The sequence below is a fragment of the Streptomyces sp. CB02366 genome (genome assembly GCF_001905905.1).
GTDB lineage: Bacteria > Actinomycetota > Actinomycetes > Streptomycetales > Streptomycetaceae > Streptomyces.
The window spans coordinates 1,019,014-1,045,910 of the sequence record NZ_LIVT01000001.1; the positions used below are offsets into that span (position 1 = coordinate 1,019,014).

General features: G+C 74.8%; 25 protein-coding genes and 1 tRNA gene. 13 read left to right on the forward strand and 13 right to left on the reverse strand.

Features of this window, described 5'->3' with window-relative positions; all coding sequences use genetic code 11:
- Positions 1–200: 200 nt before the first annotated feature.
- Positions 201–1,010 (reverse strand): VOC family protein, encoded by an 810-nt coding sequence (locus AMK24_RS04490; RefSeq protein ID WP_073765121.1) that lies wholly within the window; start codon positions 1,008–1,010, stop codon positions 201–203.
- A 417-nt stretch (positions 1,011–1,427) separates the two neighbouring features.
- Here AMK24_RS04490 and AMK24_RS04495 point away from each other — a divergent pair, with 417 nt between their 5' ends.
- From AMK24_RS04495 to AMK24_RS04520, 6 genes are all read left to right on the forward strand, one after another.
- Positions 1,428–2,075 carry a TetR family transcriptional regulator gene (locus AMK24_RS04495; protein WP_073765123.1) on the forward strand — a complete coding sequence of 216 codons (648 nt, stop codon included), beginning with the start codon at positions 1,428–1,430 and terminating at the stop codon, positions 2,073–2,075.
- A gap of 282 nt (positions 2,076–2,357) precedes the next feature.
- A complete protein-coding gene (locus AMK24_RS04500) occupies positions 2,358–3,056 on the forward strand; it encodes a pyridoxine/pyridoxamine 5'-phosphate oxidase (protein WP_073765125.1) in 699 nt (232 codons plus the stop codon).
- A 157-nt stretch (positions 3,057–3,213) separates the two neighbouring features.
- The gene (locus AMK24_RS04505) at positions 3,214–4,419 is read left to right on the forward strand and encodes a flavin-containing monooxygenase (RefSeq protein WP_073765127.1); all 1,206 of its coding nucleotides are present in this window, start codon (positions 3,214–3,216) and stop codon (positions 4,417–4,419) included.
- 68 nt (positions 4,420–4,487) lie between these two features.
- On the forward strand, positions 4,488–4,835 hold the full coding sequence (locus AMK24_RS04510; RefSeq protein WP_073765679.1) for a VOC family protein: 348 nt from the start codon (positions 4,488–4,490) through the stop codon (positions 4,833–4,835).
- Between the two features lie 110 nt (positions 4,836–4,945).
- Positions 4,946–5,428 carry a carboxymuconolactone decarboxylase family protein gene (locus tag AMK24_RS04515; RefSeq protein WP_073765129.1) on the forward strand — a complete coding sequence of 161 codons (483 nt, stop codon included), beginning with the start codon at positions 4,946–4,948 and terminating at the stop codon, positions 5,426–5,428.
- Positions 5,429–5,488: 60 nt separating this feature from the next.
- Positions 5,489–6,469: an AraC family transcriptional regulator gene (locus AMK24_RS04520; protein ID WP_073765131.1), complete on the forward strand. Its 981-nt coding sequence runs from the start codon at positions 5,489–5,491 to the stop codon at positions 6,467–6,469.
- 90 nt (positions 6,470–6,559) lie between these two features.
- Here the strand turns inward: AMK24_RS04520 and AMK24_RS04525 are convergent, their stop codons facing one another.
- The 5 genes from AMK24_RS04525 to AMK24_RS04545 all read right to left on the reverse strand — a co-directional run bounded on the left by AMK24_RS04525 (position 6,560) and on the right by AMK24_RS04545 (position 11,012).
- A complete protein-coding gene (locus tag AMK24_RS04525) occupies positions 6,560–7,441 on the reverse strand; it encodes an NAD(P)H-binding protein (RefSeq protein WP_073765681.1) in 882 nt (293 codons plus the stop codon).
- A gap of 175 nt (positions 7,442–7,616) precedes the next feature.
- Positions 7,617–7,690 (reverse strand) — tRNA-Met (locus AMK24_RS04530).
- 58 nt (positions 7,691–7,748) lie between these two features.
- Positions 7,749–9,062 (reverse strand): MFS transporter, encoded by a 1,314-nt coding sequence (locus AMK24_RS04535; protein WP_199876362.1) that lies wholly within the window; start codon positions 9,060–9,062, stop codon positions 7,749–7,751.
- Positions 9,063–9,186: 124 nt separating this feature from the next.
- Positions 9,187–9,630 (reverse strand): ribosomal maturation YjgA family protein, encoded by a 444-nt coding sequence (locus tag AMK24_RS04540; RefSeq protein WP_073765133.1) that lies wholly within the window; start codon positions 9,628–9,630, stop codon positions 9,187–9,189.
- A complete protein-coding gene (locus AMK24_RS04545; RefSeq protein ID WP_199876363.1) occupies positions 9,627–11,012 on the reverse strand; it encodes an MFS transporter in 1,386 nt (461 codons plus the stop codon). The genes AMK24_RS04540 and AMK24_RS04545 overlap by 4 nt, the downstream gene beginning before the upstream one ends.
- Positions 11,013–11,085: 73 nt before the next feature.
- Here AMK24_RS04545 and AMK24_RS04550 point away from each other — a divergent pair, with 73 nt between their 5' ends.
- Positions 11,086–12,078: a GlxA family transcriptional regulator gene (locus AMK24_RS04550; protein WP_073765687.1), complete on the forward strand. Its 993-nt coding sequence runs from the start codon at positions 11,086–11,088 to the stop codon at positions 12,076–12,078.
- 88 nt (positions 12,079–12,166) lie between these two features.
- Here AMK24_RS04550 and AMK24_RS04555 read toward each other — a convergent pair whose 3' ends face one another.
- From AMK24_RS04555 to AMK24_RS04565, 3 genes are all read right to left on the reverse strand, one after another.
- Positions 12,167–12,670 carry an ATP-binding protein gene (locus AMK24_RS04555; protein ID WP_073765135.1) on the reverse strand — a complete coding sequence of 168 codons (504 nt, stop codon included), beginning with the start codon at positions 12,668–12,670 and terminating at the stop codon, positions 12,167–12,169.
- 1,113 nt (positions 12,671–13,783) lie between these two features.
- Positions 13,784–14,305, reverse strand: coding sequence for an EF-hand domain-containing protein (locus AMK24_RS04560; protein WP_073765137.1), 522 nt, complete (start codon positions 14,303–14,305; stop codon positions 13,784–13,786).
- 82 nt (positions 14,306–14,387) lie between these two features.
- Entirely contained in the window at positions 14,388–14,762 is a 375-nt protein-coding gene (locus tag AMK24_RS04565; protein WP_073765139.1) for an STAS domain-containing protein, read from the reverse strand.
- Between the two features lie 334 nt (positions 14,763–15,096).
- On the opposite strand from AMK24_RS04565, the gene AMK24_RS04570 reads away from it, so the two are divergent.
- On the forward strand, positions 15,097–15,690 hold the full coding sequence (locus AMK24_RS04570) for a sigma-70 family RNA polymerase sigma factor (RefSeq protein ID WP_073765141.1): 594 nt from the start codon (positions 15,097–15,099) through the stop codon (positions 15,688–15,690).
- On the forward strand, positions 15,687–17,153 hold the full coding sequence (locus AMK24_RS04575) for a maleylpyruvate isomerase family mycothiol-dependent enzyme (protein ID WP_073765143.1): 1,467 nt from the start codon (positions 15,687–15,689) through the stop codon (positions 17,151–17,153). Before AMK24_RS04570 ends, AMK24_RS04575 begins: the two co-directional genes overlap by 4 nt.
- Before the next feature lie 37 nt (positions 17,154–17,190).
- Here AMK24_RS04575 and purU read toward each other — a convergent pair whose 3' ends face one another.
- Both purU and AMK24_RS04585 read right to left on the reverse strand, forming a co-directional pair.
- Positions 17,191–18,093 (reverse strand): formyltetrahydrofolate deformylase, encoded by a 903-nt coding sequence (purU, locus tag AMK24_RS04580; protein WP_073765145.1) that lies wholly within the window; start codon positions 18,091–18,093, stop codon positions 17,191–17,193.
- Positions 18,094–18,121: 28 nt separating this feature from the next.
- Positions 18,122–18,568 carry an SCO4402 family protein gene (locus AMK24_RS04585; protein WP_073765147.1) on the reverse strand — a complete coding sequence of 149 codons (447 nt, stop codon included), beginning with the start codon at positions 18,566–18,568 and terminating at the stop codon, positions 18,122–18,124.
- Between the two features lie 174 nt (positions 18,569–18,742).
- Between AMK24_RS04585 and AMK24_RS04590 the strand changes: the two genes are divergently transcribed.
- Positions 18,743–20,035 (forward strand): ABC transporter substrate-binding protein, encoded by a 1,293-nt coding sequence (locus tag AMK24_RS04590; protein ID WP_073765149.1) that lies wholly within the window; start codon positions 18,743–18,745, stop codon positions 20,033–20,035.
- Positions 20,036–20,126: 91 nt separating this feature from the next.
- On the opposite strand, the gene AMK24_RS04595 is transcribed toward AMK24_RS04590, so the two are convergent.
- Both AMK24_RS04595 and AMK24_RS04600 read right to left on the reverse strand, forming a co-directional pair.
- Complete coding sequence (locus AMK24_RS04595) at positions 20,127–21,689, reverse strand: hypothetical protein (RefSeq protein WP_199876364.1); 1,563 nt, start codon at positions 21,687–21,689, stop codon at positions 20,127–20,129.
- Between the two features lie 188 nt (positions 21,690–21,877).
- Entirely contained in the window at positions 21,878–23,260 is a 1,383-nt protein-coding gene (locus AMK24_RS04600) for a transcriptional regulator (protein ID WP_073765151.1), read from the reverse strand.
- 289 nt (positions 23,261–23,549) lie between these two features.
- Here AMK24_RS04600 and AMK24_RS04605 point away from each other — a divergent pair, with 289 nt between their 5' ends.
- The 3 genes from AMK24_RS04605 to AMK24_RS04615 all read left to right on the forward strand — a co-directional run bounded on the left by AMK24_RS04605 (position 23,550) and on the right by AMK24_RS04615 (position 26,890).
- On the forward strand, positions 23,550–24,236 hold the full coding sequence (locus tag AMK24_RS04605; protein ID WP_073765153.1) for a bifunctional DNA primase/polymerase: 687 nt from the start codon (positions 23,550–23,552) through the stop codon (positions 24,234–24,236).
- Positions 24,237–24,425: 189 nt separating this feature from the next.
- Complete coding sequence (locus AMK24_RS04610) at positions 24,426–25,256, forward strand: ABC transporter ATP-binding protein (protein ID WP_073765155.1); 831 nt, start codon at positions 24,426–24,428, stop codon at positions 25,254–25,256.
- Positions 25,253–26,890 (forward strand): transporter, encoded by a 1,638-nt coding sequence (locus AMK24_RS04615; RefSeq protein WP_073765157.1) that lies wholly within the window; start codon positions 25,253–25,255, stop codon positions 26,888–26,890. Before AMK24_RS04610 ends, AMK24_RS04615 begins: the two co-directional genes overlap by 4 nt.
- Positions 26,891–26,897: the final 7 nt, after the last annotated feature.

The following is a 26,897-nucleotide window of genomic DNA, read 5'->3' on the forward strand; positions in this document are numbered from 1 at the left end:
ATCCCCGCACACCGGGCCCCTCACGGTCGGTCACCGGTGCGGTCCGTCGCCCACCGGGCCCCTCACGGTCGGTCACCGGTGCGGTCCGTCGCCCACCGGGCCCCTCACGGGGGGCCGCCGGGCTCCTCACGGCCGCGCACCGGGCCCTTCACGCCGGTCGCCGCGCTCCTCGCGGCCGGGTCACGGGTGCGGTCCGTCGCTCAGGGGAGCAGTTCCCGGGGCCGCAGGACGGCGAAGACGGCGCCCTGGTCGTCGTGGAGGACGGCCGTCCGGCCGTAGGGGGTGTCGCCGGGCGGCTGGGCGATCCGGCCGCCCAGCCGTACGGCGAGTTCGGCGGCGGCGTCGCAGTCGGCGACGGCGAAGTGGACGAGGAAGTGGCTGGGCAGCTCGGCGGGGACCGCGTCCGTGATGACGCCGCGTCCGCCGACCGCGGTGTCCGGGCCCGGTTCGGCGCCCCGGGGGGACCACATCCGGAAGTCGGCCGGCGCCTCCGCCTCGTCGGAGACGTCGTGGCCCGCCTCGTCCAGGTCGGTGCCGCGGAAGCCGAAGACCTCCTCGTAGAAGGGGTCCACCCGGTCCGGCTGCCGGGTGTGGACCTCGGTCCAGCAGAAGGAGCCGGGTTCGTTCCGCTTCTCGAAGCCCTCGCGCTCCTCCGGCTGCCAGAGGCCGAAGACCGCGCCACCGGGGTCGGCGGCCTGGGCCGTGACACCGGCGCGCCCCGCCCGTACCGGGTCGGTGATGATCCGGCCGCCGTGCTCGCGGATCGCGGCGACGGTGGCCCGGATGTCGTCGGTGGTGAAGTGGACGCCCCAGGCCGTGGGCATCCGGCCGTCCTTCTTGGCGGCGAGCCCGGCGACCAGGCGGCCGTCGCTCAGCGCGTCCGCGAAGGGCATGCCGTCGTCCGCCCGGAAGGTCCAGCCGAACAGCCCCCCGTAGAAGCGCTTGCCCGCTTCGAGGTCGGGGAGCTGCACGTCCGCCCAGCACGGCGCGGAATGCGCGAATGCGGCCATGGGACCGGATCCTTCCGTAGCGGAGGCGCGGTGACGCCCGTCACCGTCAACGTAGCGTCACCCCCGGTCACGCGCGCCCCGAACGCACCCATAGGGAACATGTGCCCGGTCGGTGAGGGGCGCGTCCACTCCGTGGACGGAAGTTGTCCACCGATGTTATCCACAGGCTGTTGATAACATTTACCTACAGCGACACTCCGCTCCTCCGGGCGGCGCCGCCCCGCTCCGGAGAGGCCCCGCGGCCCCCGTCGAGTCCCGTTCCCGGCCCCGTCGAGGCCCGTTCCCAACCCCTCGCCCGCGTGGCCGAAAATCGCCGCTTCTCGCCCCGCGCACCCGGCAGACCCCGCTGATCCTGCGGCGTTCCCCATTTGCAGTCGGCCGAATCGCGCTCCCGACACCCGTCGGTAAGCTGACGGCATGACAGGACAAGTACGCACCGTCGACGGCCGTGTGGCCGGCCGACGCGGTCAGGCGACGCGGCAGAAGTTGCTCGACTGCCTCAGCGAGATGCTCAGCTCCTCGCCGTACCGGGACGTCAAAGTCATCGACGTCGCCCGGAAGGCCGGGACTTCACCCGCGACTTTCTACCAGTACTTCCCCGATGTGGAGGGCGCCGTCCTCGAAATCGCCGAAGAGGTCGCCAAGGAGGGGGCCGGGCTGACCGAACTGGTCGCCGGACGCTCGTGGGTCGGCAAGGCCGGCTGGGCGACCTCCGAGCAACTCGTCGAGGGATTCCTCGACTTCTGGCGGAACAACGACGCGATCCTCCGCGTGATCGACCTCGGCGCGGCCGAGGGGGACAAGCGGTTCTACAAGATCCGCATGAAGATCCTGAACTCGGTCACCAACTCCCTCACGGATTCCGTGAAGGAGCTCCAGAGCAAGGGCAAGGTCGACAAGGACGTCAGTCCGGCGGCGATGGCGGGCTCCCTGGTGGCGATGCTGGCCGCGGTCGCCTCGCACCAGAAGGGTTTCACCACCTGGGGCGTGAAGCAGGCCGAACTGCGCCCGAACCTGGCGCTCTTGGTCCACCTCGGCATCACCGGCAAGAAGCCGACGAAGTAGGCGCGCCGGGGCGCGGGGCCCCTCGGTCCCGTACGCCCCGGCTGCCGGGCGGGCGCCCGCCCACCCGGACGGCCACGCCGCCGCTCCGTCCACGTCCTGTCTCTCCGACGGCGGGCCGCCCGCGCTTCCCGGCGGGCGGCCCGCCGTCGGCGTACCCGGACGATGTTCCGCCGGAGGGCCGTCCGCGCCCCCGCCCCACGGTCCGACCACGGCGACCGCGCCGCGCCGTGTCCCGCCGCGCCACGCATCGGGGCACGGGGCCGCGTACGGTCCAATGGCCCCATGAGCGACCACGCCGAACACCCCTCCCCCGCCGCGGCCTTCCCGGACCTGCTGCACGCCCAGCGCGTGTGGGACACGGAACTGCCGGACTTCGATCCGGCGACCGCGCCGCCCGCTCCGCTGCCGCTCTTCCACTCCTGGTTCGCCGGGGCCGTGGCGGCGGGGCAGACGGAGCCGCACGCGATGTCCCTGGCGACGGCGGACGCCGAGGGCCTGCCCGACGTCCGCACGCTGCTCCTGCACGACGCGGACGAGCGGGGCTTCCACTTCGCCACCCACGCCACCAGCGCCAAGGGCCGCCAGCTCGCCGCCCGCCCGTACGCCGCCCTCGGCTTCTACTGGCCCGCCCAGGGCCGTCAGGTGCGGGTCCGGGGCCCGGTCGTGCGCTGCACCCCCGCCGAGAGCCACGCCGATCTGCACGCCCGGTCCACCGGGGCGCTCGCCGCGGCGCTGACCGGGGCGCAGAGCGAGGTGGCCGGCTCGGTGGCGGAGCTGCACCGGGCGGCGGACGCGGCCTGGGAGCGGGCGGCGGCGGAGCCGGACACGGAGGCCCCGACCTGGACCCGGTACGTGGTCGAGCCGGCCCGGGTCGAGTTCTTCCAGGGCGACGCCCGCCGCCGCCACATCCGGCTGCGGTACCGCCGTGCCGAGGGCGGGGCGGGGGCCGGAGGCTGGACCCGCGAACTGCTCTGGCCCTGACCGGTACGGAGAGCGCGTCCGCCCGGCCCCCGCCGCCCCCGCGGACCGCCGCTCGCACGTCCCCGGCCGCCGCCCCGCACCACCTCGTGATCAATTCGCAATCGATTTCCCTCTTGACCGAGACCCATCAACAGAGCGGACGATTACGCTCCGAACCATGCCCAACAGCCCCTCCTCCGCAGGCAGTCGTGCCGTCGCCGTCACCGACCGCACGGACGACCGCCCCGTCTACGTCGTCGGCGGCGGCCCCGGGGGCCTCGCCGCCGCCGCCACGCTGCGCGCCCGGGGCGTACGGGCGGTGGTGCTGGAGAAGACGGACCGGGTCGGCGCGTCCTGGCGCGGCCACTACGACCGGCTGCGCCTGCACACCACCCGCCGCTGGTCGTCGCTGCCGGGGCTGAAGATGCCGCGCGGGTTCGGGCGCTGGGTGGGCCGGGACGACGTGGTGCGGTACCTGGAGAAGTACACCGAGCACCACGAGCTGGAAGTGGTGACCGGCGTCGAGGTGACCCGCATCGACCCGGCGCCCGACGGTTCCGGCGACTGGCGGCTCACCGCGACGGGCGGCCGGGTCCTGCTCGGCCGCGCGGTCGTCGTCGCCACCGGGTTCAACCACACCCCGCGCGTCCCCGACTGGCCGGGCCGCGACGCGTACACGGGCGAGCTGCTGCACGCGGCGCACTACCGCGGCCCCGCCCCGTACGCGGACCGGGACGTCCTCGTCGTCGGCGTCGGCAACACGGGCGCGGAGATCGCGGCCGACCTGGCGGAGGGCGGGGCCGCGCGGGTACGGATCGCGGTGCGCACCGCCCCGCACATCGTGCGCCGTTCCACCGCGGGCTGGCCGGCCCAGGCCACCGGCATCCTGGTCCGCCGCCTGCCGGTACGGCTCGTGGACCGCGCGGCGGCCGTGGTGTCCCGGATCTCCGTGCCCGACCTGTCCGCCCACGGCCTCCCGCGCCCCGACGGCGGCCTGGCCTCCCGCGCCCGCCAGGGGGCGATCCCGGTCCAGGACGTGGGGCTGATCGACGCGGTGCGGTCCGGCCGGGTGGTCCCGGTGGCGGCGGTCGCCTCGTTCGACGGGGACACGGTGGTCCTGGCGGACGGGGCCCGGCTCACCCCGGACGCCGTCATCGCCGCCACCGGCTACGACCGGGCGCTGGAGCCGCTGCTCGGCCACCTCGGCGTCCTGGACGGGCGGGGCCGCCCGGTCGCCCGCGGGGGCCGGTCGCCGAAGTCGGCCCCCGGCCTGTACTTCACCGGGTTCACCAATCCGATCAGCGGGATGCTCCGCGAAATGGCCCGGGACGCCGGGAAGATCGCCCGGCGGATCGCCAGGAAGGAGGCACGGGCGGCGCGTTGACCCCGCGCCCCGCCGCCGTGCGCCCGATGCTGGAGACCTGTACCGCGACCACCGCACAGGAGTCGACGATGACCGTTCGCCGTGTCGTGCCCAACCTCCGGACGGAGGCGGTCGAGGAGAACCGGGACTTCTACGGCCTGCTCGGCTTCGAGGAGGTCATGAACCTCGGCTGGATCACCACGCTCGCCCCGCCGTCGAGCCCCCGGGACCAGGTCAGCCTCATGACCCGCGACCTGACCGGCCCGGTCGTCCCCGACCTGAGCGTCGAGGTGGACGACGTGGACGCGGTGTACGCGGTCGTACGGGAGAGCGGCGCGGAGATCGTCCACCCGCTCCAGGACGAGGAGTGGGGGGTACGGCGGTTCTTCGTGCGGGATCCGGACGGCCGGGTGGTCAACGTGCTGAGCCACCGCTGAAGGAGCCCCCCGCCCGGATGTGACGCCCGTCACCTCCCGGGATGTCACATCGCGGGGGCCTGTCCCGTCCTGTGTGTGGAGCCACTGACGACACCACGGAGGAGCCCGCCATGGACGCCCGAATCAACGCCTTCACCAGCCCCCTCACGGGGAAGCTCGTCAAGCACCTGGTCGCCGCCGGAAAGGTGGTCGAGGGCACGGGACTGCCCGCCGCGACCCAGGAGCTGGTGAAGATCCGCGCGAGCCAGATCAACGGCTGCGGCGGTTGCCTGGACATGCACACCAAGGAGGCCGCGGCGGCCGGGGAGACCCCGCTGCGCCTCAACCTGATCGCCGCCTGGCGCGAGGCCACCGTCTTCACCGACGCCGAACGCGCGGCGCTGGAGCTGACGGAGGAGGGCACCCGCATCGCGGACGCGGCGGGCGGGGTGCCGGACGAGGTCTGGGCGAACGCGGCCGAGCACTACGACGAGGAACAACTCCTCGCCCTGGTCTCGCTGATCGCCCTGATCAACGCCTTCAACCGGCTGAACGTCGTCCTCCGGCAGCCGGCGGGCGGCTACCAGGTGGGTCAGCTCGCGCACCTGCCGTAACGCCGTCGGTCCGGTCCGCGCGGCGTCGGGACGGCCGGTGCTCTGCCTAGGCTGGGCACCATGGACGTGTTCGACGAGTTGTTGCGGGGCGTGCGGGGCCGGGGCGCGGTGTTCGGGCGGTCGGTGCTGACCCCGCCCTGGTCACTGCGGTTCACGGACGGGGCGTACCTGACCCTGTGCCTGCCGCTGCGCGGTGCGGGGTGGATCGTCCCGGAGGGCGGCGAGCCGCTGCGGGTGGAGGTCGGCGACGGAGCGATCGTGCGGGGCCCGGCCCCGTTCGTCTTCACCGACGACCCGGCGGACGGTACGGGGACGGGCCGGGCCGATGGCGTCCGGGAGGTGCACCGGGGACACCTCCAGGACGCCACCGGCGCCGGCCCCGTCGCCGTGGCGCCGGACGGCGGCCCCGAACTCGACTCCCCCACCGTGCTGCTGGCCGCCTCCTACGACGTTCAGGCGCACGTGCCGCAGCGGCTCCTGCGGGCGCTCCCGCCGGCGCTCGTGGTCCCCGACGAGGAGGACTGCGCGCCGCTGCGCGGCTACCTGGAGGCCCAGATCGGCCGGGGCCGGCCGGGCGACCAGATCGTGCTCGACCGGCTGCTCGACTGGATGCTGGTGTGCACGCTGCGGGACTGGTTCGGCCGGCCCGAGGCGAATCCGCCCGGCTGGTACGGGGCCCTCGGCGACGAGGTCGCCGGACCGGCTCTGCGGGCGATGCACGAGGACCCGGCGCACCCCTGGACGACGGCGGAGCTGGCGAGCCGGGCGGGTGTGTCCCGGACGACCCTGGCGAAGCGGTTCACCGAACTGGTCGGGGACGGGCCGGTGGCCTACCTGACCGAGTGGCGGATGACGCTGGCGGCCGACCTGCTGACCCGCCCGGAGCTGACGGTCGCGGCCGTGGCCCGCCGGGTGGGGTACGCGGACGCGTTCGGCTTCAGCGCGGCGTTCAAGCGGCTGCGCGGCGAGAGCCCGAGCGCGTACCGGCGGGAGGCCGCGTCGGCGGCGGGGACGATGGAGACGGCCGTCCCGACGGGGTGAACCGCCGGGGCGGGCCGTCCCCGGCTCGCCCCGGCCCCACCCCGCCCCGCCCCGCGGAGTGGATCGCTCCTCCCCCGGCCCTGCCGTTCCTCAGCCCCAGGCGCCTTCCGCCGCCGCGTCCCGGACGAACTCCGTGAAGTCGCGCGGCTCCCGGCCGAGCGCCCGGCGCACCCCGTCCAGTACGGGCGCCTCCCGGCTCGTCGTGATCGGGATGAGCGCGTCGGTCCACAGACCGGCCTCCTCGTCCGTGAAGCCCTGGTCCGCGACGAGCGCGGCCCGGAAGTCGGACGCCTCGACGGGGACGTACGCGGCGCGCTTCCCGGTCGCCTTCGCGATCTCGTCCAGGACGTCCTCCATGCCGAGCGCGCGGGGGCCCGAGAGCCCGTACTCCCGGCCCGCGTGGCCGTCCTCGGTCAGCGCGGCCACCGCGACGTCCGCGATGTCGTCGGCGTCGACGAACGCGGCCTTCCCGTCCCCGGTGGGCAGGGCCAGTTCACCGGTGCGTACGCCGTCGAGGAAGACGCCCTCGCTGAAGTTCTGGGCGAACCAGCCCGGGCGCAGGATCGTCCACTCCGCCCCGGAGGCGCGCACGGCCCGCTCGCCCTCGCCGTGCGGGCCGCCGACGTCGTGGCCGGGGCCGAAGTAGCCGGGCACGTCCACGCCCCGGGCCGAGAGGAGCACGAGGCGCCGGACCCCGCTCGCGACGGCCTGCTCGACGAAGGCGGGGGTCGGGGAGGGCGAGGTGTCGAGCGGGACGATGTAGACGGCGGCGGCCCCGTCCAGGGCGGGGCCCCAGGTGGCGGGCTCGGCCCAGTCGAACCGGCTCTCCCCCGACCGGGAGGCCGCGCGGGTCTCCACCCCCAGCCCGCGGAGCCGGTCCACCACCCGGCGGCCGGTCTTGCCGGTGCCCCCGATCACGAGGACGGGGCCCCGCTTCGAGGTCGTATCGGTACGCGTATCCGTGGAAGTCATGGCACCAGCCTCGCGCGGCGGGCGGTCCCCGCCCATGGCCCAGCGTCCGGGAGGGATGTCCGAGCGTCCGGCACGGGCGGGGGCCGGGCACACGAAGAGGGCGGGGCACACGAAGAGGGCGGGGCACACGAAGAGGCCCGGATCCTCGGGATCCGGGCCTCTTGGTGATCATCAGTAGCGGGGACAGGATTTGAACCTGCGACCTCTGGGTTATGAGCCCAGCGAGCTACCGAGCTGCTCCACCCCGCGTCGGTGAACCCCACCCTACGCCACCGAACGCCCCCTCCGTGACCGCGAGCGGCCCGGCTCAGCCGCCGCCCCCGGCGCGCGGCACTCGCGCCCGGCGGATCACCAGCGCCATCAGGGCCGCCACCGCGCACAGCGCCCCCGACGCGTACCAGACCACGTCGTAGTCGCCGAACACGTCCCGCGCGACCCCGCCGAGGAACGCGACCGCCGCCGCGCCCACCTGGTGCGAGGCCAGGACCCAGCCGAAGACGATCGCGCTGTCCTCGCCGTACTGCTCGCGGCAGAGCGCCAGGGTCGGCGGGACCGTGGCGACCCAGTCGAGGCCGTAGAAGACGATGAAGAAGATCATCGGCGGCCGTACGTCGGGGGCCATCAGCACCGGCAGGAAGAGCAGCGAGATCCCGCGCAGCGCGTAGTAGACGGCGAGCAGTCTGCGCGCGTCGAAGCGGTCGGTGAGCCAGCCGGAGAAGACCGTGCCGATGACGTCGAAGACGCCGATGACCGCGAGCAGCGAGGCCGCCGCCGTGATGGGCATGCCGTGGTCGTGGGCGGAGGGCACGAAGTGGGTGCGGATCAGGCCGTTGGTGGAGGCGCCGCAGATCGCGAAGGAGCCCGCCAGCAGCCAGAACGGCCCGGTGCGGACCGCGTCGAGCAGCACCCGCACCGTCCGCCGGGCGGCTCCCCGCGCGGGCGGGGGCTTCGCCGCGTAGGCGCCGCCGTACGGGGCGAGCCCCACGTCGGCCGGATGGTCGCGCATCAGGAGCCAGACGAGCGGGACGACGACGAGCGCGGCGAGGGCGGTGGTGACCGAGGCGGGCCGCCAGCCGTGCTCGTCGATGATCCAGGCGCACAACGGGAGGAAGACGAGCTGCCCGGAGGCCCCGGCGGCGGTGAGCACCCCGGTGACCAGGCCCCGGCGGGCCGTGAACCAGCGGTGGGTGACGGTCGCGGCGAACGCCATCGCCATGGACCCGGCGCCCAGGCCGGCCAGCAGCCCCCAGTAGAGCATCAGTTGCCAGGTCGCCGTCATCCAGGCACTGGCCAGCGCCCCGGTCGCCACCAGTGTGAGCGCACTCGCCACCACCCGCCGGATGCCGAAGCGGTCCATGAGCGCCGCCGCGAACGGCGCGGTCAGCCCGTACAGCGCCATGTTGAGGGAGACCGCGAGCCCGATCTCGCCCCGGGACCAGCCGAACTCGGTGTGCAGGGGGTCGATCAGCAGTCCGGGCAGGGAGGTGAACGCCGCCCCGCCGATGATCGTCACGAAGGTGACGCCCGCGACGATCCACGCCCGGTGGACCCGGGGCGGGCGACGTCCGTCGCGGTGCGGCGGCCGGTCGTCGCGGGTGGCGCTCTCGATGGTCTCGGTCACGCGGACCAGCTTCCCGGCCCGCGGCGGGCGCCACGAGTGGCCGGAAGGACACGGTTCGCAGGGATCGGGCCACCACCGGCTCACGGCGGGCCGGAGCCCCGCGCGCGGCACCGCCGCCGGCCGGTCAGCGAAGCCGCCGGGCCCCCGCGTGGACGGACCAGGCCGCCGCCGCGCCCACCGCGTACCCGAGGAGGTCGGGCGCGTTGAACGTCGAGCCGAGGACCAGGCGGGCCGCCGTGCTGTGCGCCGACAGCTCCGCCGGTACGCCGGTGAGCTGGGCGAACTCCACCGCCCAGCTCAGGACCAGCGCCGCGGAGGCCGCCACGAGGGGCCGCGTGCGGGGTGCGCAGAGCACGACGAGGGCGCAGAGCAGCACCGTGTAGAGCGCGCTCCCCGCGTACTTGGCGAAGACCCCGTCCGTCCCGGCGCGCACGGCGAGGCCGGCGGCGACGGTGGCGACGGCCGCCGCGGCGGCGACCGCGCGGACCCGGAAAGCGCGGACCGGGGAGGCGCGGACCGGGGAGGCGCGGACCGGGGAGGCGCGGACCGGCGTGGCGCGCTCCCTCACGCGAGTCCCGCCCTCTTCAGCCGCCGGATCGGCCGGGCCGCCAGCAGCACCGCCACCACCCCCATGTTGACCACGGCCGCCGCCACCAGCAGCTCCGGTGCGCCCACCGCCTCCGCCACCGGGCCGGCCAGCGCGCGGCCCGCCGCGACCATCAGGAGCGAGCCCGCCACGTCGTAGGCGTGCAGCCGGTTCAGGGCCTCCGGCGGGACGTGGGTCTGGACCGTCGTGGACCACATCACCAGCCAGAACGCCGCGGCCCCGCCCGCCAGGAGCTGCCCCGCCGCCAGCACCGGCAGCGGCATCCCGAGCGCCAGCACCACCAGGCTCACCGCCACCAGCGGCAGCGCGACCGCCCCCGCGGCCAAGGGGTGGGCCGGGCGCAGCCGCAGGGCGAGGAGGCCGCCGACGACGCTGCCCGCCCCGTTCACCGCCATGAGCATGCCGTACGCCCCCGAGCCGTGCCCCTCGGTGACCAGGACGGCGGTCAGCGGGAGCATCGGGCCGAGGACCGCGAAGCCGTACACCGTCCAGACCGCGATCACGCCCCACAGCCAGGAGCGGGCCCGGAACTCCCGCCAGCCGTCGGCCAGTTCGGCGACGAACGTGCCGCGCACCGCATGGTCGTGCGGGGCCGGGGCCAGCCGCATCAGGAAGAGGCAGGCCCCGGAGACCGCGAAGGTGGCCGCGTTGGCCGCGTAGACCGCCCCGGCGCTGGCGATCCCCACGAGCGCCCCCGCGAACGCCGGGCCGGCCATCGTCATCAGCGCCTCGGAGACCCGCAGGACGGCGTTGGCGCGCTGGACGTCGGTGGAGACGCGCGGCACGGTCGAGGCGACGCCGGGCTGGAAGAGCGCCGCGCCGACGCCGGCCACCGAACTGAGCGCGTAGACCGCCCACAGCGGCGGGTTGCCGGTCGCGAAAGCCACGGCCAGCACGGAGGCCCCGCCGAGCCGCAGCGCGTCGGCGACGATCATCATGCGGCGCGGGGTGAACCGGTCCGCGAGCACCCCGCCGAACAGCACGAACACCGCGAGCGGGCCCATCCAGGCGGCGAGCGCGAAGCCGACCGAGGAGGCGGGCCGCCCCGCGCCCAGCAGCCCGGCGGTGAGCGCCACCGGGATCATGCCGTCGCCGAAGAGCGCGACCGTACGGGCCACGAAGAAGTAGCGGAAGTTGCGGTTCCAGAGCCCCGCGCCCCGGGACTCTGCCGGACCGAGCGGCGGCAGGGCCGCGAGCGGGTCCACCGGCGCGGGCGGCGCCGGGGGCGCGGACAGGGCCCGGGGCCCTGGAGGGGGCGGCACCGAGGAGGGGGGCGGGGTCGGGGGCGCAGGGGTGGCGGGGGCGGCGTCGGGAAGGAACGCGGGCCCTGTCGGCTTCTCCATCACGTCGCTAACCTGTATCAGCTCGTGGTCTATACCACTACGGGATATCTCTGTGATCTTCGAGGAGGCCGTCATGGCGCACCGCGTCGTCGTCCTGGCCCTTGACGGGCTGCTCCCCTTCGAACTGGGCATCCCTCAGCGGATCTTCGGCCGTTCCGTCGGCGCCGCGCCGGGCCGTCCGGCGGGGAAGCTGTACGAGGTGGTGACCTGCTCGGTCCGCCCGCCGGGGCCGGTCCGGACCGACGCGGACTTCTCCGTCCTCGTGGAGCACGGGCCCGAGGCGCTCGCCACCGCCGACACGGTGGTCGTCCCCGCCTCCTACGAGCTGGGTCCGGTCTTCGAGGAGGGCAGGCTGACCGAGGAGCTGGCCGCCGCACTCGCCCTGGTCCGGCCCGGCACCCGCATGGTCTCCATCTGCACCGGCAGTTACGTCCTCGCGGCGGCCGGGTACCTCGACGGCCGCCCCGCCACCACGCACTGGTCCTCCGCCGACCACTTCCAGCGGACCTTCCCGCAGGTCCGGGTGGACCCGGACGTCCTGTTCATCGACGACGGCGACGTGCTGACCTCGGCCGGGGTCGCCGCGGGGATCGACCTCTGCCTGCACCTGGTGCGGCGCGACCACGGGACGGCCGTCGCGAACGAGATCGCCCGCCGGACCGTCGTCCCCCCGCACCGGGACGGCGGGCAGGCCCAGTACATCCACCGGCCGCTCCCCGAACCGCAGTTCGCGACCACGACCGCCGCCCGGGTCTGGGCGCTGGCCCGGCTGGAGCGGCCGATCCTGCTGCGGGACATGGCGGAGCAGGGGGCGATGAGCGTACGGACGTTCACGCGCCGCTTCCGCGAGGAGGTCGGGATCAGCCCCGGCCAGTGGCTCGCCCAGCAGCGGGTGGAGCGGGCACGGCACCTGCTGGAGTCGACGGACCTGCCCATCGACCAGGTGGCCCGGGACGCGGGCTTCGGCACGGCGACCTCCCTGCGCCAGCACCTGCAGGCGGCCCTGGGCGTGCCGCCGACGGCCTACCGGCGCACGTTCCGGACCTCGGCGGACACCGCGCCCTGAGCCGCGGGGCGGGCCTGGCCACCGCGGCCCCGGCGCGGGCACGGAGGGGCAGGGCGGCGGGCGGCCGGGCGGCGCGGCTCAGGACAGGTCAGGTCAGGTTGTCGGTGAACAGGCACGCGGGCGGTTCGCGGACCTCGCCCACCCGAGCGCCCAGGCCGACGACCGGGGCCGGGATGCGCACCGGCCCGCCGCGGTCCACCTCGCACCAGATCTGCTTCCCGCGGCCCTCCGGCAGCCAGCCCCAGCGGTCCGCGAGGCCGTCCACCAGTTCCAGGCCCCGGCCGTTGGTGTCGTCGCCCTCCGCGTGCCGCTGGAGCGGCGGGCGGTCGCTGGCGTCCGCGACCTCGACCCGGACCGTCCCGGCCCCGCCGCTCGCCCCGGCGGAGCCGAAGAGCATGCGCAGCACGGCGGGGCAGCCCGTGTGGACGACGGCGTTGGTGACCAGCTCCGAGATCAGGAGGATGAGCGTCTCGGCGAGCGGCTCGTCCTCCCCTATCCCGGAACCGGCCAGACGCGACCGCGCCCATCTGCGGGCCCGCCCCACCTCCGCGGGATCCGGACCGACCTCCATCTGAACCTGAAGCACCTGCACCGCTCACACCATCCGAACCGGCGGACACATCGCCTCGCGCCTCCTCAGGGTCACGGAACGTGATTCCCTTGCGCGACAGCATGGTTGACGTACAGTCACCGCAACAAGCGCTTCGGGCATATTCCAGCGCGAAGGAGTACCCGTGGTGCATACTGTGCGACGCACGTTGCGGGGAGTCGAACAGGAGCGCGCAGAGACCGCGAGAAACGCTCTTCGGGCAGGCCCGGCACATCTCCGGCGAGAGCCCTCGCCCGGGGCCGGAGCCGCCGCACAGGCCGCCCCCGGATCACCCGGTTCCAGAACCACTCGCATGCCACGGAGGGTACCCGAGCCGCGCCCCGACTCCGCCCGGTGACGAGTCGCGTACGGGCCGCACACCCGGATCGGCACGGGGCCGATGCGCTGCGTCACGCTCAGCCCTCCGGTCCGCGGTCTCCCGGGCGGTACGCCGCCGAGCTGCCGGAACCCGGCCTCGCGGCCCCCGGACCGGCCGCCGGCGCCTCCTCCGCCCCGGCCCTCGCGCCCTCCTCGGCGGCCCGGAGCCGGGCGCGTTCGAGGCGGAGGTGAACATCTGCCTCCCAGGTGAAGCCCCTCCCCCCGGGGAGTCGGAGGCAGTCGCGCGCGACGCGGACGGCGGCCCCCTCGGCGAGCGGCGCGGCCCCCCGATCTCCGCCGGGTCGCCGGTCACGGCGGCCCCGGGGCGCGGACCGGTCCGGCGCGGGCGGGCCCGTCGACGCAGAGATGTTCGACCCTCCGGAACGGCCCCATGGGCGATCCGAACTGCTCGCGCTCCCGGGCGTGTTGAACGACCGTCCCGGCGGGCCGGGCGGGACCGCGCGGCGGTGCGGGGGTGCGGCGACCGGGGGGGGAGCACACCCTCGCAGCGGAGCCGCCCCGCGTACGGGGGCGAGCCCCGGAACCGCCGGAGACGTGCTCCGCGCGGGTCCGGGAGACGGAGGAGCGGCTCGCCCACGGGTACGGCACGACCGAGGCCGCGACGACCACCCCGGGCCCTCGGACGACGGCGCCCCCGGAAGGGACGGCGCACCGCCTCGGGGGAACGGCCCCGGAGGGGCGCCGGCGGGCGGCGCCCCGCCGACGCCCCTCCGGTCGCTACGCGTCGGGCTCGATCACCGTGAAGTACACGGCGAACGCCGACACCACATCGCTCTCCGCGATCTTGCCGTCCCGGTCCGTGTCCAGGCTCTGGGCGGCCACGCCCGCGACCTCGGGGCCGGCGCCGAGGACCCGGAGCGCCCGCTCCACGTCCGCCACCGCCGCCCTGCCGTCGTTCCCCTCCCCGGCGAGCGCGATGACCGCCCGCAGGAAGGGGCGGGCGATCTCGGCGAACCGCTCGGGGTTGTCCCGGAGCCGCTTCACCGCCCCGCCCGCGAACTCCTCCCGGGTGACCCGCTGGTCCCCGTCCACGTCGGCGATCCCCGCCATGCCCTGCCAGAAGGCCTCGGCGCCGGTGTAGAGGGCCTGTCCCTTGTCGCAGCGGGCCGTCGTACCGAACTCGGTGAGCAGGCGGGCGGCCGCTGCGTTGAAATCGGCGCGATCGATGTAGCCGTTGCCGTCCTGGTCGAAGGCGGCGAAACGGTGCGCGATCTTGCGCTCGTACTCTGCGCTGTCCATGCGGGGAGCGTACGTCGCCGGGGACGCCCACGTGTCACCGTGCGGCGCTTCCTGTGTGACAACCCCGCATCACCGGGCCGCCTCACGCGCTCAGCGGCCTGCACTCCTCGTCGGTGGCGGACCGGGCGTCGGGGTAGACGTCGAAGAGGCGGCGCACGCCGAGGGCGCCGAGCACCTTGTTGACGTGCGACCCGTCCTCCGCGCCCCGGGCGGGGAGGATCAGCCGCAGCCGCCCCCCGCAGGACTTCATCAGGCGACGCGAGGCGATCAGCACGCCGACGCCGCTGGAGTCGCAGAAGAACACCTCGGACAGATCGAGCACCACGTCGTGCTGCCCCTCGGCCACCGCGTCGTGGACGGACTGCCGTACGACGGGTGAGGACACCAGATCCAGTTCGCCGCTCATGCGCAGCACGGTCCACGCCCCCTGCTCCGCCTCGTCCACAGTGAGCGTCACGCGACTGGACCTCTCGTTCCGGGGCTCCCGGCGATGATCCGGAAGTTTCCGTTCCTCCTCGCGGCTGCCCCACCGCACCTCCATGAAACACCGAGACGCCCGCGAAGGCCCAGGAGGTTTCCGATGAAAGGCGTGCTTCGGCCCGTTTTCGCTGATCAGATCGGCCGAGGAGGCGTCCCGGCCGAAAATCGACTACCGTCGTCGGCCACGTGCGCAGCGGGACGGATACGGCAAAGGGGCGTGCGCCGTTCATCCGGCGGACTACATTCGGTCCGCACGGGCACGGGCAGGATGGATCACGGAGCTGGGCGACAGGCCGGGGGCTGGGGGGTTCATGGCGAAGGACACGGCACCCCGCTGGGACCGCAGGATGCAGCAGAGGCTGGCCCGCGGGGAGGCGGCGGCGCTCGGTGAGCTGTACGACCGGTTCGCCTCCCTGGTCCACAGCCAGGCGCACCGGATGCTCGACGACGAGGGCGCCGCCGACCTGGTGACCCGGGAGGTCTTCGCCCAGATCTGGGAGGACCCCGAGGAGTACGACCCGCAGCAGGGGTCGATGCGCGCCTGGGTGGCCCACCTCACCCACCACCGGTCCGTCCAGCGCCTGCGCCGCGCCGCCGCCTCCTCGTACGCGGCCGAGCACGGCGAGGGCTCCGCGCCCGACCCCGAGGAGCTGGAGCAGCGCGTGCGCAGCGCCACGGCCGCCGCCCGCGCCGACTACATCGTCTCCTCCATGCCCGCGCCGCTGCGGCAGGCGCTGAAGCTGGCCTACGTCGACCGCCGGGACTACCGGCGGGCCGCCGTCGATCTCGGGGTCACCGAGGACGAGGCGCGCCGCAGGCTCCGGCTCGGCCTGCAACTGCTCTCCACGGCGAACGACGGCCCGCGCGAAGGGACCGCGCCGCCCGGTTACGGACGGGTCCGGTGAGCGGCGGCGGACGCGCGAGCGAAGGGGACGAGGAGGGCGTCCGCGGGGCCCGCCGGATACCGGGGCCGCGCGGGGCGGCGGACGACCTCGACCTGGCCTCCGTACCGCTTCCTCCCCTGCCGCCGCCGGGCGGCGGGACCCCCGGCGAGGCCGTACCGGGGCAGTCCGCTCCGGACGCGGCGGACGGGCCCCATGCGGGCGGGCCCGCGCCCTCCGGGCCGTACGGAGCCGAGGAACCCGAGGAACCCCAGGAGCCCGACGAACCCGGTCCGGACGTTCCGGACGAGACCGGGCCCTCCGCTCCGGACGAGCCCGGACCGGTCGCGGGGGCGGCTGCTCCCGCCAGTGCCCCGGAGCCGTTCATGAGCGCCGGGCCGGTCCTTCCCCACCGCGTCCTCCAGTCCCTCCTCGGAGCCTGGGCGCTGTCCGTGTGCTCGGCCGAGGAGGCCGCCGCGGTGGAGGACCACCTCACCGGGTGCGGCCCGTGCGCGGGCGAGGCGGCGCGGCTCCGGGAGGCGGTGGGGCTCCTGCACTCCGACGGCTCCCTGGACATCGACCCGACCCTGCGGTCGCGGGTGGTGGACGGTTGCCTGAGCCGCCGGCCGGCCCGGATCCCGATACCGGAGTGGGCCGCCCCGTACGACGCGGAGACCGCCCGGCTCGACGCGCTGCTCCGCGACATCGGGGACGCCGACTGGCACGCGCCGGTGCGGCTGCGATGGTACGAACGGGAGCGCGAGGCCGACCGCAGGACCACGGTCGCCGGGGTGATCGGCCATCTGGCGGCGGTCGACGGGCTGCTGTCCGCGGCGCTCGGCCTCGACGACCCGCTCGGCGGCGAGGCCCCGCTGGATCCCACCGAGCGCACCGAGGCGTACTGGTCGCGGGCGGGGCGGCCGCTCACCCGGGCCGTCCGCGAGCCCTGGCGGGCCCAGAGCCACGAGCTGATCCGCACGGCCTCCTTCGACGGACGGGCCGCCGCCGGGACCCCCGTCCCCTACGGGGCCTTCACCCTGCCGCTCCAGGACGCCGTCGTGGAGCGGGCCTTCGAGTGCTGGGTGCACGGCGGGGACATCGCCGACGCCGTCGACTACCCGTACCCGGCCCCCTCGGCGGCCCATCTGCACCTGATGATCGGCCTGGCGGTCCGGATGCTCCCGGCCGCCCTCGCGGCCCGCCGCGCCGGACCCGCGAGGGGCCCCGTCGCCGCCGGGAAGCCGGGCCGCTCGCTCCACCTGGAGATCGAGGGCCACGGCGGAGGCGACTGGTACATCGCGCTGGACTCGACGGACGTCACCGGTTCACCCGAGCACGCGGTGGCGCAGGTGGCCCTGGACGGCGTCGAGTTCTGCCGGCTCGTCGCGGGCCGCATCTCCCCGGTGGAAGCGGCGGCGGGCCAGGAGGGCGACCGCGAGGCCATCCGCGACGTGCTGTTCGCGACGGCCTCGCTCAGCCGGCTCTAGGTTGCGGCCACGCTCCGCCGCCCGCCTCGGGGCCCGGTCAGGCGAAGACCACCGTACGGCGGCCGTTGAGCAGGATGCGCCGCTCCGCGTGCCACTTCACCGCACGCGCCAGCGCCTGGCACTCCACGTCGCGGCCGATGGCGACCAGCTGGTCCGGGATCACGTCGTGGCCGACGCGCTCGACCTCCTGCTCGATGATCGGGCCCTCGTCGAGGTCGGCGGTGACGTAGTGGGCGGTCGCGCCGATCAGCTTCACACCGCGCGCGTGCGCCTGGTGGTAGGGCTTGGCGCCCTTGAAGCTCGGCAGGAACGAGTGGTGGATGTTGATGATCCGGCCGCTGAGCCGCTTGCACAGGTCGTCGGAGAGGACCTGCATGTAGCGGGCCAGGACGACCAGCTCGACGTCCTCCGCGCGGACCAGCTCCAGCAGCGCGGCCTCGGCCTCCGGCTTGTTCTCCTTGGTCACCGGCAGGTGGCGGAAGGGAATGCCGTACGAGGCCACCAGCTCGGCGAAGTCCGTGTGGTTGGAGACGACGGCCGCGATCTCGACCGGCAGCGCCCCGGTACGGGAGCGGAACAGCAGGTCGTTGAGGCAGTGGCCGAACTTGCTGACCATGAGCACGATCCGCATGCGCTCGGCCGACCGGTGGATCTGCCACTCCATGCCGAAGGCGTCCCCGATCGCGGCGAAGCTGGCGCGCAGCTTGTCCACCGTGACCCCGGCGTCCGCCGAGAAGTGGACGCGCATGAAGAACAGGCCCGTGTCGTGGTCCCCGAACTGCTGGCTGTCCTCGATGTTGCAGCCGGTCATGAAGAGATAGCTCGACACGGCGTGCACGATGCCCTGTTTGTCCGGGCAGGAGAGCGTGAGGACGTACTGCTCGGTCGCGGCTGCGGCGGCCGAGGGGGCGGCTGAGGGGGCGGGCTGCGGCGCGGTCATCCTCGTAGGGTGCCACACCGGCCGGAGGCTAGGCGGCCCTGGTCATGATGCGGATGACGTCCAGCGAGTGCGGCGGTATGTCCGGATCCTCCGCGTCGTTGGTGGCGAGCATCACATGGGCCTCGCGCGCCGCGTGGACGGCCTCGGCCCATCCGGGGTGCTCCAGATAGGCGGAGACGGGGGCGTCCGCGCCGACCTGGTGCATGATCCGCAGCACCTGCAAGGCCGCGGCGTCCACCGCGGCGGCCTCGGCGGAGTCCCGGAATATGGTGCCCACGTACTTCTCGGCGGACCAGTTGTCGAGCCAGGTGTCCTCGACCAGGCGGTACACGGCGTCGGTGACGTCCCCGTACCCTTCCCGGCCGGCCAGCCAGCACGCGTGGTGGAAGGCGGGGTCGGAGAGCATGTGCAGCGCCGAGCGCACGTTGGTGCGCCAGCGCCACCACGGCATGTCAGTGAGCGGCATGCCGCCCATGTTGGAGGAGCGACGGCCGCGACGGGAAGAGTTCTCCGAACCTTGCTGCACGGTCGTCGATCGTACGTTCCTTCACGCCTCCTCCGTACGGGCCCCCGCAATTCACCTCGACGTCACCGAGCGTTGAGGGTCGCACACCGCGCCGTTACCCGGAGGGCGGAAGGGTCGTGGCCCATGACCGGACGGCGACGCCCCCTCTCCTCCCGCCCCTTGCCGGGCCTCATCGGCGCGACGGCGGCGGGGGCGGTGCTGCTGTCCGGCTGTGGCGTGCTCCCTGGGACCTCGGGGGGATCCAGGGAGCCCGTCACGGTGATGACCTGGGCTCCCGACCGCGCGGAGGACGTCAACGGGGTGAAGGAGGCCGGTGTCCCCGCGATGGCGCAGACGTACGCCCGCTGGGTCAACGACACCGGCGGCATCGACGGCCGCGAGCTGCGGGTGGTGGTCTGCGACGAGGGCGACACCACGCTCGGCGCGGAGCGGTGCGCCCGGGAGGCCGTGGAGAAGAGGGTGGCCGCCGTCGTCGGCTCGTACAGCCGCCACGGCCAGAGCTTCATGCCCGCCCTGGAAGCGGGCGGCGTCCCGTACATCGGCGGCTACGGGGCCTCCCCCGAGGAGTTCAGCAGCTACCTCTCGTACCCCGTCAACGGCGGCCAGCCGGCCCTGCTGGCCGGTCACGGGCGGCAGCTGGGACGCAGCTGCGAGCGGGTTTCGCTGGTGCGCCCCGACTCGATCGGCGGCGACGGGATGCCGCCGCTCCTGAACAACGGGCTGCTCGCCGCCGACCGGCCCGCCTCCACCGACATCGTGGCCCCGCTGGACGCCACCTCCTACGACGAGCAGGCCGCCCAGGCGCTGCGGGGGTCCGGGGGCGGCTGTGTGACGGCGGTGCTCGGCGCCGGTACGGAGACCTTCTTCGACTCCTTCCGGCGGCTGGAGCCGGACGGCGGGCGGGTCAGGATCTCCTCCGTGCTCGGCAGCGTCAGCCAGCCGCTCATCAACCGCACGGGCGGCCGGAACAGCCCCTTCGAGGGCGCCTACGTCACCGGCTGGTACCCGGACGCGAAGAACCCGCGCTGGAAGCAGATGCGCGAGGTGGTCGCCACCTACGCCTTCGGGGACAACCGCATCGACCCGGACGACACCGCGGTGCAGACGACGTGGATCGCGTACACGGCGCTGCGGGCGGCCGTCCGGGCGGTCGGCGACGAGGACGTCACCCCGGGGCGGATCACCGCCGCCCTCAACCGGGGCGTCGAGGTGGACACCGGCGGCCTCACCCCGAAGCTCCGGTGGCGCTTCGGGGATCTGGTCGGCACGGCGGGCTACCCGCGCATCGTCAATACGAAGGTGACGTTCCAGGTGGTCCGGGACGGCCGCCTCACCGCTCAGAAGAAGGGCTTCGTGGACGTCCAGGAAGCCCTGACGGACGCCCCGCTCGGCCAGGGCGGGTCCGGCGGGTCCTGACCCCGCCCCCGGCGGCGTCGGCGCCCCGGCATCGGCACGGCATCGGCACGGCATCGGCACGGCGCCCGCGGGACGCCGTGCCCGCCCCCGGCTACAGCTCGGTGTACGCGTGCTCGGTGAGGCCGTACTTGCCCGCGATCACGTTCCAGAGCCGGGACGCCTCGCGCTTGGCCTGGGTGGCCACCCCGCTCTGCTGGTTGCCCTTGGCCGTCTCGTTCGTCGACCGGGCGTGGCCGCCCTTGCAGACGGACTTGTTCTTCTTGGCCTGCCGCGCCCAGGTGGCGTAGTGCTCGTCGGCTGCCGCCGACGCCTTCCAGGCCCGGTTCAGCGCGGCGACCAGCTCCGCCTGCCGCGGAAGCTTGTCCACGGTCAGCCCGTCGAGCCGGGTCACCAGGTCACGGCGCTGCTGGGCGGCGCCCCGGAGATCGGCGTTCGCCCGGTCCAGGTCCTTGCAGGACTTGATCTTCTCCACCGCGCTGATCACCGCCGCCCGGCTGTCGTTGCTGTCGGCCAGCAGCTTGTCCAGCGCCTCGGCCTGCGGCTTGGCCGGGTCGGGCGGCGCGGCCTCGGTGCTGGGACCGGTGGGCCGCGAACTCTGCGAGGCGACCGGCTGCTTGTCGTCGTCCGGGCCGTCGCCGCCGCTCATCAGCGCGCCCGCGCCGAGACCGATGACCGCGCAGCCGACGACGACGGCGGCGATCAGCGGAACGTGGGCGGACCGCCGACGCGGGGGGGCGCCGTCGTGCTGGGCCGTCCCGGCCTGCTCCGGGCGGCTCTGGAAGCCCCGGGCCCCGGAGTCGTGACCGCCGCCGGGCGCCTGCGGGGGGCCGCCCTGGGGCCGGGGGGCCTGCCGCTGGTACGGGGACGGGGCCGGGGGGCCCGCGTCGAACTGGGGCAACTGCTGGGTGGCGCCCGCCGGTTCCTCCGAACGGAACAGGTTGTCGAACTCCGCGGGCGGCTGCCGGTCCTCCGGAGCGCCCGGCCTGATCCCGTACGGGGCGCCGCCGGGCACCGGGGGTATGTACTGGGTCGCGTCGGCGTCCCCGCCGCCCGGCCGGGGCGCCACAGGGCCGGGGCCGCCGGGGACGGGCGCGATGTACTGCGTCGCGTCCGCGTCCCCGCCGGGAGCCCCCTGACCGCCCTGACCGCCCGGGCCGCCCGGGCCGCCGTAGCTTCCTGGGCTCCCCGGAGCGCCCCGCCCGGCCTCCGGTGGCAGCGGCTGTGCGTACGGCAGCGGCTGGGACGGGTCGTGCCCCTGGTACTGCGGGGCGTACGGCGAAGGGGGTTGCGGGGCGTGCTGCTGCGCCGGCGGGTACGCGCCGTGCTGCTGCGCCTGCGGGTACGCCCCGGGCTGCTGGTACCCCTCCGCGGGCCCCGGCTGCTGCACGGGCGGCAGGGGCTGCGCCGGCGGGTAGCCGTAGCCCCCCTGCGGCTGGTGGTCCGACTGCTGGGGCTGCTGGGGCGCGGTGGACTGCGGGCCCCAGGGCTGCCCCCACGGCTGCCCCCCGGCGGGCGTCGCCTGTTCGCCCCGGCCTTCCTGCCCGGCCGCTCCCGGGGTCCAGGGGGGTCCGCCGTCGGCGGGCAGCACGACACCCTCGTGCGCGGGTCGTGCGGCGGGGAGCTGCTGCTCGCCGTCCTGTCCGCTCTGCGTCACCGGGACTCCTACGTGTGAACCTACGGAATCGTCGGCTCACGCTATCGGGTGGCCGCCCGCCTCCGCCAAGCGCGTGGTGCCCCTCACCGCCCCTTCACAGGGCGGGTAACATCCCTCGGCCCCACGGCGCTGTTCATGTCCGGACCGCCGCGAACACGGTCCGGACAGCGCCGGGGACCACCTCTTCCTCACGCCGCCTGGAGCTCCAGGCGCTCGCCGAACTCCCGTACCGCGGGATCCTCGCCGAAGGGGGCCAGCCGCTGCTGGAGGTCGTCGAGGTATTCGGCGCCCCGGCTGGAGCGCACCGTCGCCAGCAGCTCCATCGCCCGCGTCCCCGTGTGGCAGGCCCGCTCCACCTCGCGCTGCTGGACCTGCGCCGACGCCAGCAGCACCAGCGCGATGCCCCGGCGCCGGGCGCGGGTCTCCGGCAGCGCGGCCAGCGCCTCCTTGGCCCGCCGGGCCGCCTCGTGCGACTGCCCCAGGTCCCGGTGGCAGTGGGCCAGTTCGTCCGCGAGGTACCCCGCGTCGAAGTGCCGGATCCAGACCGGGTCGTCGCCGGTGTCCGGGTCGGCCTGCTCCAGCGCGGCGGTCGCGCGCCCCGCCACCGCGTGACAGGTCCGGGCGTCCCCGAGCAGCGCGTGGCCCCGGGCCTCCGCCGCGTAGAACATCGCCTGCGCGCGGGGGGTGACCTGGCCCCGGGCCCCTTCCTGGGCGGCGCGGGCCAGTTGGGCGATCTCGCGGGGGTTGCCGAGCTGGGCGGCGAGGTGGCTCATCGACGCGGCGAGCACGTAGCCGCCGTACGCGCGGTCGCCCGCCGCCTGCGCGAGCCGCAGCGCCTGGATGTAGTAGCGCTGGGCGAGCCCCGGTTGGCCGGTGTCGACCGCCATGTAGCCGCCCAGCTCGGTGAGCCGGGCCACCGCGGCGAACAGCCGCCGCCCCACCTGTTCGCGGTACGACCCCGAAAGCAGCCCGGAGACCACGCTGTTGAGGTAGTGCACGAGCACCGGCCGCACATGGCCGCTGCCGAAGCGGTGGTCGAGGTCGGTCAGGGACGCGGTCATCGCGCGCACCGCCTCGACGTCGGCCATTCCGACCCGGGCCCCCGCCGTCCGCTCGACCTGCGCGTCCGGGCCCGAGATCAGCCAGTCCCGGCTGGGCTCGACCAGCGCGGAGGCGGCGACCGCCGACCCGGTGAGCAGGTCGCGGCGGCCCACGTCGCTGCGCCACAGCTCGCAGACCTGCTCGACGGCCCCGGCGACGGTCGGCGCGTACTGGAGGCCGACGCCGGACGCCAGGTTCTTGCCGTTGGCCATGCCGATCTCGTCGATCGTGACCGACCGGCCGAGCTTGCGGCCCAGCGCCTCGGCGATGACCCCCGGGGCCCGGCCGCGGGGCTGCTGCCCGCGCAGCCAGCGGGCCACGGAGGTCTTGTCGTAGCGCAGGTCGAGTCCGCGCTCGGCCCCGACCATGTTCACGCGGCGGGCGAGGCCGGCGTTGGAACAGGCGGCCTCCTGGATGAGCGTCTGGAGCCGTTCGTTGGGCTGGCGGGCTACGAGAGGCCTTGCAGCCATATGTCCCCCTGAAATATCGGTTATGCACAGTGATCGGTGGAAGGGATCACTGCCCGGCACATACACAAGAAATGCGCATATTCCTTCGTCATTCGGCAGGGCCGTGGCGCGTCGCGCCACGGCGCCGGGGTCGGGGCGGGCCCGGCTCCGGTCCTGGGGGTGGTTACCCGGACTTCGGCGCCACGCCTCATGCGCGCCCCCGCCCGTGCTCCGATGCGCCCCGCGCGTGGGGGCGGTGCGCCGGTCCCCGGTTCAGGGCAGGCCGTAACCCCTGGTGACGACGGGAGTTGTGCTGGACGTGGAAGAGCCCATCGGAGTCACGGAAGCCGCGCAGGTCCCCCAGCAGCGGAGCGAGCCGCTGCTCGACGCCGCGGTGCGGTATGCGGAAGAGCGTCACTGGGACGTGTTCCCCGGCGCCTGGCTGGAGGTGGTGGGCGGTGCGGAGCGGTGTTCCTGCGGCGATACCGGCTGCGCCCTGCCCGGGGCCCACGCGGACCGGCCGGACTGGGCGGGCCGGGCGACCGGCAGCGGGGCGGCGGCCCGGCGGATGTGGACGCGGCAGCCCCGCTCCTCGGTGCTGCTGCCGACCGGGCGCGCGTTCGACGCGCTGGAGGTCCCGGAGTCCGCGGGCTTCCTGGCACTGGCCCGGATGGAGCGGATGGACCTGACGCTCGGCCCGGTCACCCGCACCCCCGACCGCCGGATGCTGTTCTTCGTGCTGCCGGGGGCCGCCCCCAAGGTCGCCGACCTGGTGCGCGCGCTCGGCTGGAACGCGGAGGCGATCGACCTGACCGGCCGCGGCGAGGGCCACTACGTCGCCGCCCCGCCCACCCGGGTCGGCGGCCGGGGGGCCGTGCAGTGGGCCCGCCGGCCCAACCACGCCAACCGGTGGCTGCCCGAGGCGGGCGAGTTGATCAGCCCGCTGGCGTACGCCTGCGCCCGCGAGGCCGCCGACGCCCGCGCCAGGACCGCGTAGCGACCGGACCGTCCAGGCCGCTCGAACCGCTCGGGCCGCTCAGGACGTTCGACCCGCTCTAGCCGTTCGGCCCGCTCGGCCCGTTCGGCGCCGGAGCCCGTCGCCCCTCCCCGGCGGCCGGGCCTCGCCGGGCGTCCGGGGCCTTTCGTAGGGTGTCCTCACCACGTGGGGATATCGAAAGGCTGTGCCATGTCGGACCGGGCGGATGCGCGTACGGAGACAGACGACGCGGGGGCGGGCGGTGCCCGGAAGGCGCCGCCCGCCGTGCGCGTCCAGGGGCTGTGGAAGCGGTTCGGGGAGCAGGTCGCCGTCTCGGGGATCGATCTGGAGCTGCCCGCGGGGAAGTTCGTCGGCCTGGTGGGGCCCAACGGGGCGGGCAAGACGACGACGCTCTCGATGGTCACCGGGCTGCTGCGGCCCGACATGGGGAAGATCGAGGTCGCGGGTCACGACGTGTGGGCCGACCCGGTCGAGGTGAAGTCCCGGATCGGCGTCCTGCCCGAGGGGCTGCGCCTGTTCGAGCGGCTTTCGGGGCGTGAACTCCTCGCCTACAACGGCCGGTTGCGCGGCCTGCCCGGCGACGAGGTCGACAAGCGGGCCACACAGCTGCTGGACGTCCTCGACCTCGCGGGCTCGCAGCACAAGCTGGTCGTGGACTACTCGACCGGCATGCGGAAGAAGATCGGGCTCGCTGCCGCCCTGCTCCACAACCCCGAAGTGCTGTTCCTGGACGAACCGTTCGAGGGCGTCGACCCCGTCTCGGCGCAGACCATCCGGGGCGTGCTGGAGCGCTACACCCGGTCCGGGGCGACGGTGGTCTTCTCCAGCCACGTGATGGAGCTGGTCGAGTCGTTGTGCGACTGGGTCGCGGTGATGGCGGCGGGCCGGATCAAGGCCCGGGGCACGCTGGAGGAGGTCCGGGGCGACGCCCCCACCCTCCAGAACGCCTTCCTCGAACTGGTCGGCGCGGGCGGCCGGGACACCGGCGACTCCCTCGACTGGCTGGGCGGCGCCCGATGAGCGTGCTGGACGCCCCGGTCTCCGCGGCGGCCCCGGCCGCCCCGACGACGGGCCTGACCCCGGTCTTCGTACGCCTCAAGCTGACGCTGCTGCGCAACGGGCTGCGGCAGTCCTCCGGGCGCAGGGCGGCCTTCGTCGTCTCCCTCGTCCTCACCCTCCTGCTCGCGGCGGGCCAGGTCCTCGGCCTGGTCCTGCTGCGCGGCAACGAGCACGCCGGCACCGTCGTGGTGCTGCTCACCGGCCTCGTGGCGCTCGGCTGGGCGGTGCTGCCGCTGTTCTTCCCCAGCGGGGACGACACCCTCGACCCGACCCGGCTGGTGATGCTGCCGCTGCGGCCCGAGCCGCTGATCCGGGCCCTGCTGGTCTCCTCGATGATCGGCATAGGCCCGCTGTTCACCCTGTGCCTGGTGGTCGGTTCGGTCCTCGCGCTGGCGCACGGGGCGGGGGGCGCGCTGTTCGCGGTGGTCGCCGTCCCGCTGGCGATGCTGCTGTGCGTGGCGCTGTCCCGGGCGGTGGCCACGGCCAACGTACGGCTGCTGAACTCCCGCAAGGGCCGCGACCTCGCCGTGCTCAGCGGGCTGGTGATCGCGGTGGGCATCCAATTCGTCAACTTCGGCGCGCAGCGGCTCGGCCAGGCGGGCGGGCTCTCCACGCTGGACCCGGTGGCGGACGTGGTGCGCTGGCTGCCCGGGGCCTCCGCCGTGGCGTCGGTGGACGCGGCCTCGGACGGCTCGTACGGGACCGCGGTCGCGCAGCTCCTGATCACCGCGGCGGCCCTGGCGGCGCTGATGCGGCTCTGGCAGCGGAGCCTGGTGAAGCTGATGACCGCGCCGGACGGTTCGACCCTGGCGGCGGCGGAACCGGAGCGCACGGGGTCCGGTCGGCGCGGGCTCTCGGCGCTGCTGCCGGAGGGGCGTACGGCGACGGTGATGCAGCGGAGCCTGCGGTATGTGGCGCGGGATCCGAAGACGAAGGCCGCCTGGGTGACGGCGCTGGCGGTCGGGGCGATCGTGCCGCTGCTCAACGCGGTCCAGGGCACCGGCTCGGTCTACTTCGCGTGCTTCGCCGCCGGGATGCTCGGCATGCAGATGTACAACCAGTTCGGCCAGGACACCTCGGCCTTCTGGATGGTGGCGCTGACGATCTCCTCGACCCGGGACGCGTACGTCGAACTGCGGGCGCGGGCGTTCGTCCTGCTGCTGCTCACCCTGCCGTTCACGCTGGTCGTCTGCGTGGCGACGGCGGCGCTGATCGGTGACTGGCGGTCGCTGCCGGGGGCGCTGGGCCTGTCCTTCGCGCTGCTGAGCGCGATGCTGGCGACGGGAGCGGTGGCGTCGGCGCTGTTCCCGTACTCGATTCCGCAGGAGGGCGCGTTCAAGAACGTGGTGCCGGGCCAGGGCGGTCTGGCCTGGATCTCGATCCTCGGCGGGATGGTGGCGGCCGGGCTGCTGGCGTCGCCGGTGATCGCGGCGACGGTCTGGATGCACCTCTCGGACCACCACGACGCGTTGTGGTTCATGGTGCCGGGCGGGCTGGCGTACGGGGTGCTCGTCGGCTGGGCGGGGCTGAGGATCGCCGCCCCGCGCACGGCGAACCGGCTGCCGGAGATCCTGGCGGCGGTCAGCAGGGGCTGAGCCGCCG

What these genes read in the sequence shown, in the direction of transcription:
- AMK24_RS04545 (WP_199876363.1), bottom strand. Translation starts at nt 11,012, where the DNA reads ATGGAGAAGCCGACAGGGCCCGCGTTCCTTCCCGACGCCGCCCCCGCC.
- AMK24_RS04550 (WP_073765687.1), top strand. Translation starts at nt 11,086, where the DNA reads ATGGCGCACCGCGTCGTCGTCCTGGCCCTTGACGGGCTGCTCCCCTTC.
- AMK24_RS04600 (WP_073765151.1), bottom strand. Translation starts at nt 23,260, where the DNA reads ATGGCTGCAAGGCCTCTCGTAGCCCGCCAGCCCAACGAACGGCTCCAG.
- AMK24_RS04585 (WP_073765147.1), bottom strand. Translation starts at nt 18,568, where the DNA reads ATGGGCGGCATGCCGCTCACTGACATGCCGTGGTGGCGCTGGCGCACC.
- AMK24_RS04505 (WP_073765127.1), top strand. Translation starts at nt 3,214, where the DNA reads ATGCCCAACAGCCCCTCCTCCGCAGGCAGTCGTGCCGTCGCCGTCACC.
- AMK24_RS04525 (WP_073765681.1), bottom strand. Translation starts at nt 7,441, where the DNA reads ATGACTTCCACGGATACGCGTACCGATACGACCTCGAAGCGGGGCCCC.
- AMK24_RS04615 (WP_073765157.1), top strand. Translation starts at nt 25,253, where the DNA reads ATGAGCGTGCTGGACGCCCCGGTCTCCGCGGCGGCCCCGGCCGCCCCG.
- purU (WP_073765145.1), bottom strand. Translation starts at nt 18,093, where the DNA reads ATGACCGCGCCGCAGCCCGCCCCCTCAGCCGCCCCCTCGGCCGCCGCA.
- AMK24_RS04520 (WP_073765131.1), top strand. Translation starts at nt 5,489, where the DNA reads ATGGACGTGTTCGACGAGTTGTTGCGGGGCGTGCGGGGCCGGGGCGCG.
- AMK24_RS04495 (WP_073765123.1), top strand. Translation starts at nt 1,428, where the DNA reads ATGACAGGACAAGTACGCACCGTCGACGGCCGTGTGGCCGGCCGACGC.
- AMK24_RS04500 (WP_073765125.1), top strand. Translation starts at nt 2,358, where the DNA reads ATGAGCGACCACGCCGAACACCCCTCCCCCGCCGCGGCCTTCCCGGAC.
- AMK24_RS04570 (WP_073765141.1), top strand. Translation starts at nt 15,097, where the DNA reads ATGGCGAAGGACACGGCACCCCGCTGGGACCGCAGGATGCAGCAGAGG.
- AMK24_RS04490 (WP_073765121.1), bottom strand. Translation starts at nt 1,010, where the DNA reads ATGGCCGCATTCGCGCATTCCGCGCCGTGCTGGGCGGACGTGCAGCTC.
- AMK24_RS04590 (WP_073765149.1), top strand. Translation starts at nt 18,743, where the DNA reads ATGACCGGACGGCGACGCCCCCTCTCCTCCCGCCCCTTGCCGGGCCTC.
- AMK24_RS04560 (WP_073765137.1), bottom strand. Translation starts at nt 14,305, where the DNA reads ATGGACAGCGCAGAGTACGAGCGCAAGATCGCGCACCGTTTCGCCGCC.
- AMK24_RS04515 (WP_073765129.1), top strand. Translation starts at nt 4,946, where the DNA reads ATGGACGCCCGAATCAACGCCTTCACCAGCCCCCTCACGGGGAAGCTC.
- AMK24_RS04610 (WP_073765155.1), top strand. Translation starts at nt 24,426, where the DNA reads ATGTCGGACCGGGCGGATGCGCGTACGGAGACAGACGACGCGGGGGCG.
- AMK24_RS04510 (WP_073765679.1), top strand. Translation starts at nt 4,488, where the DNA reads ATGACCGTTCGCCGTGTCGTGCCCAACCTCCGGACGGAGGCGGTCGAG.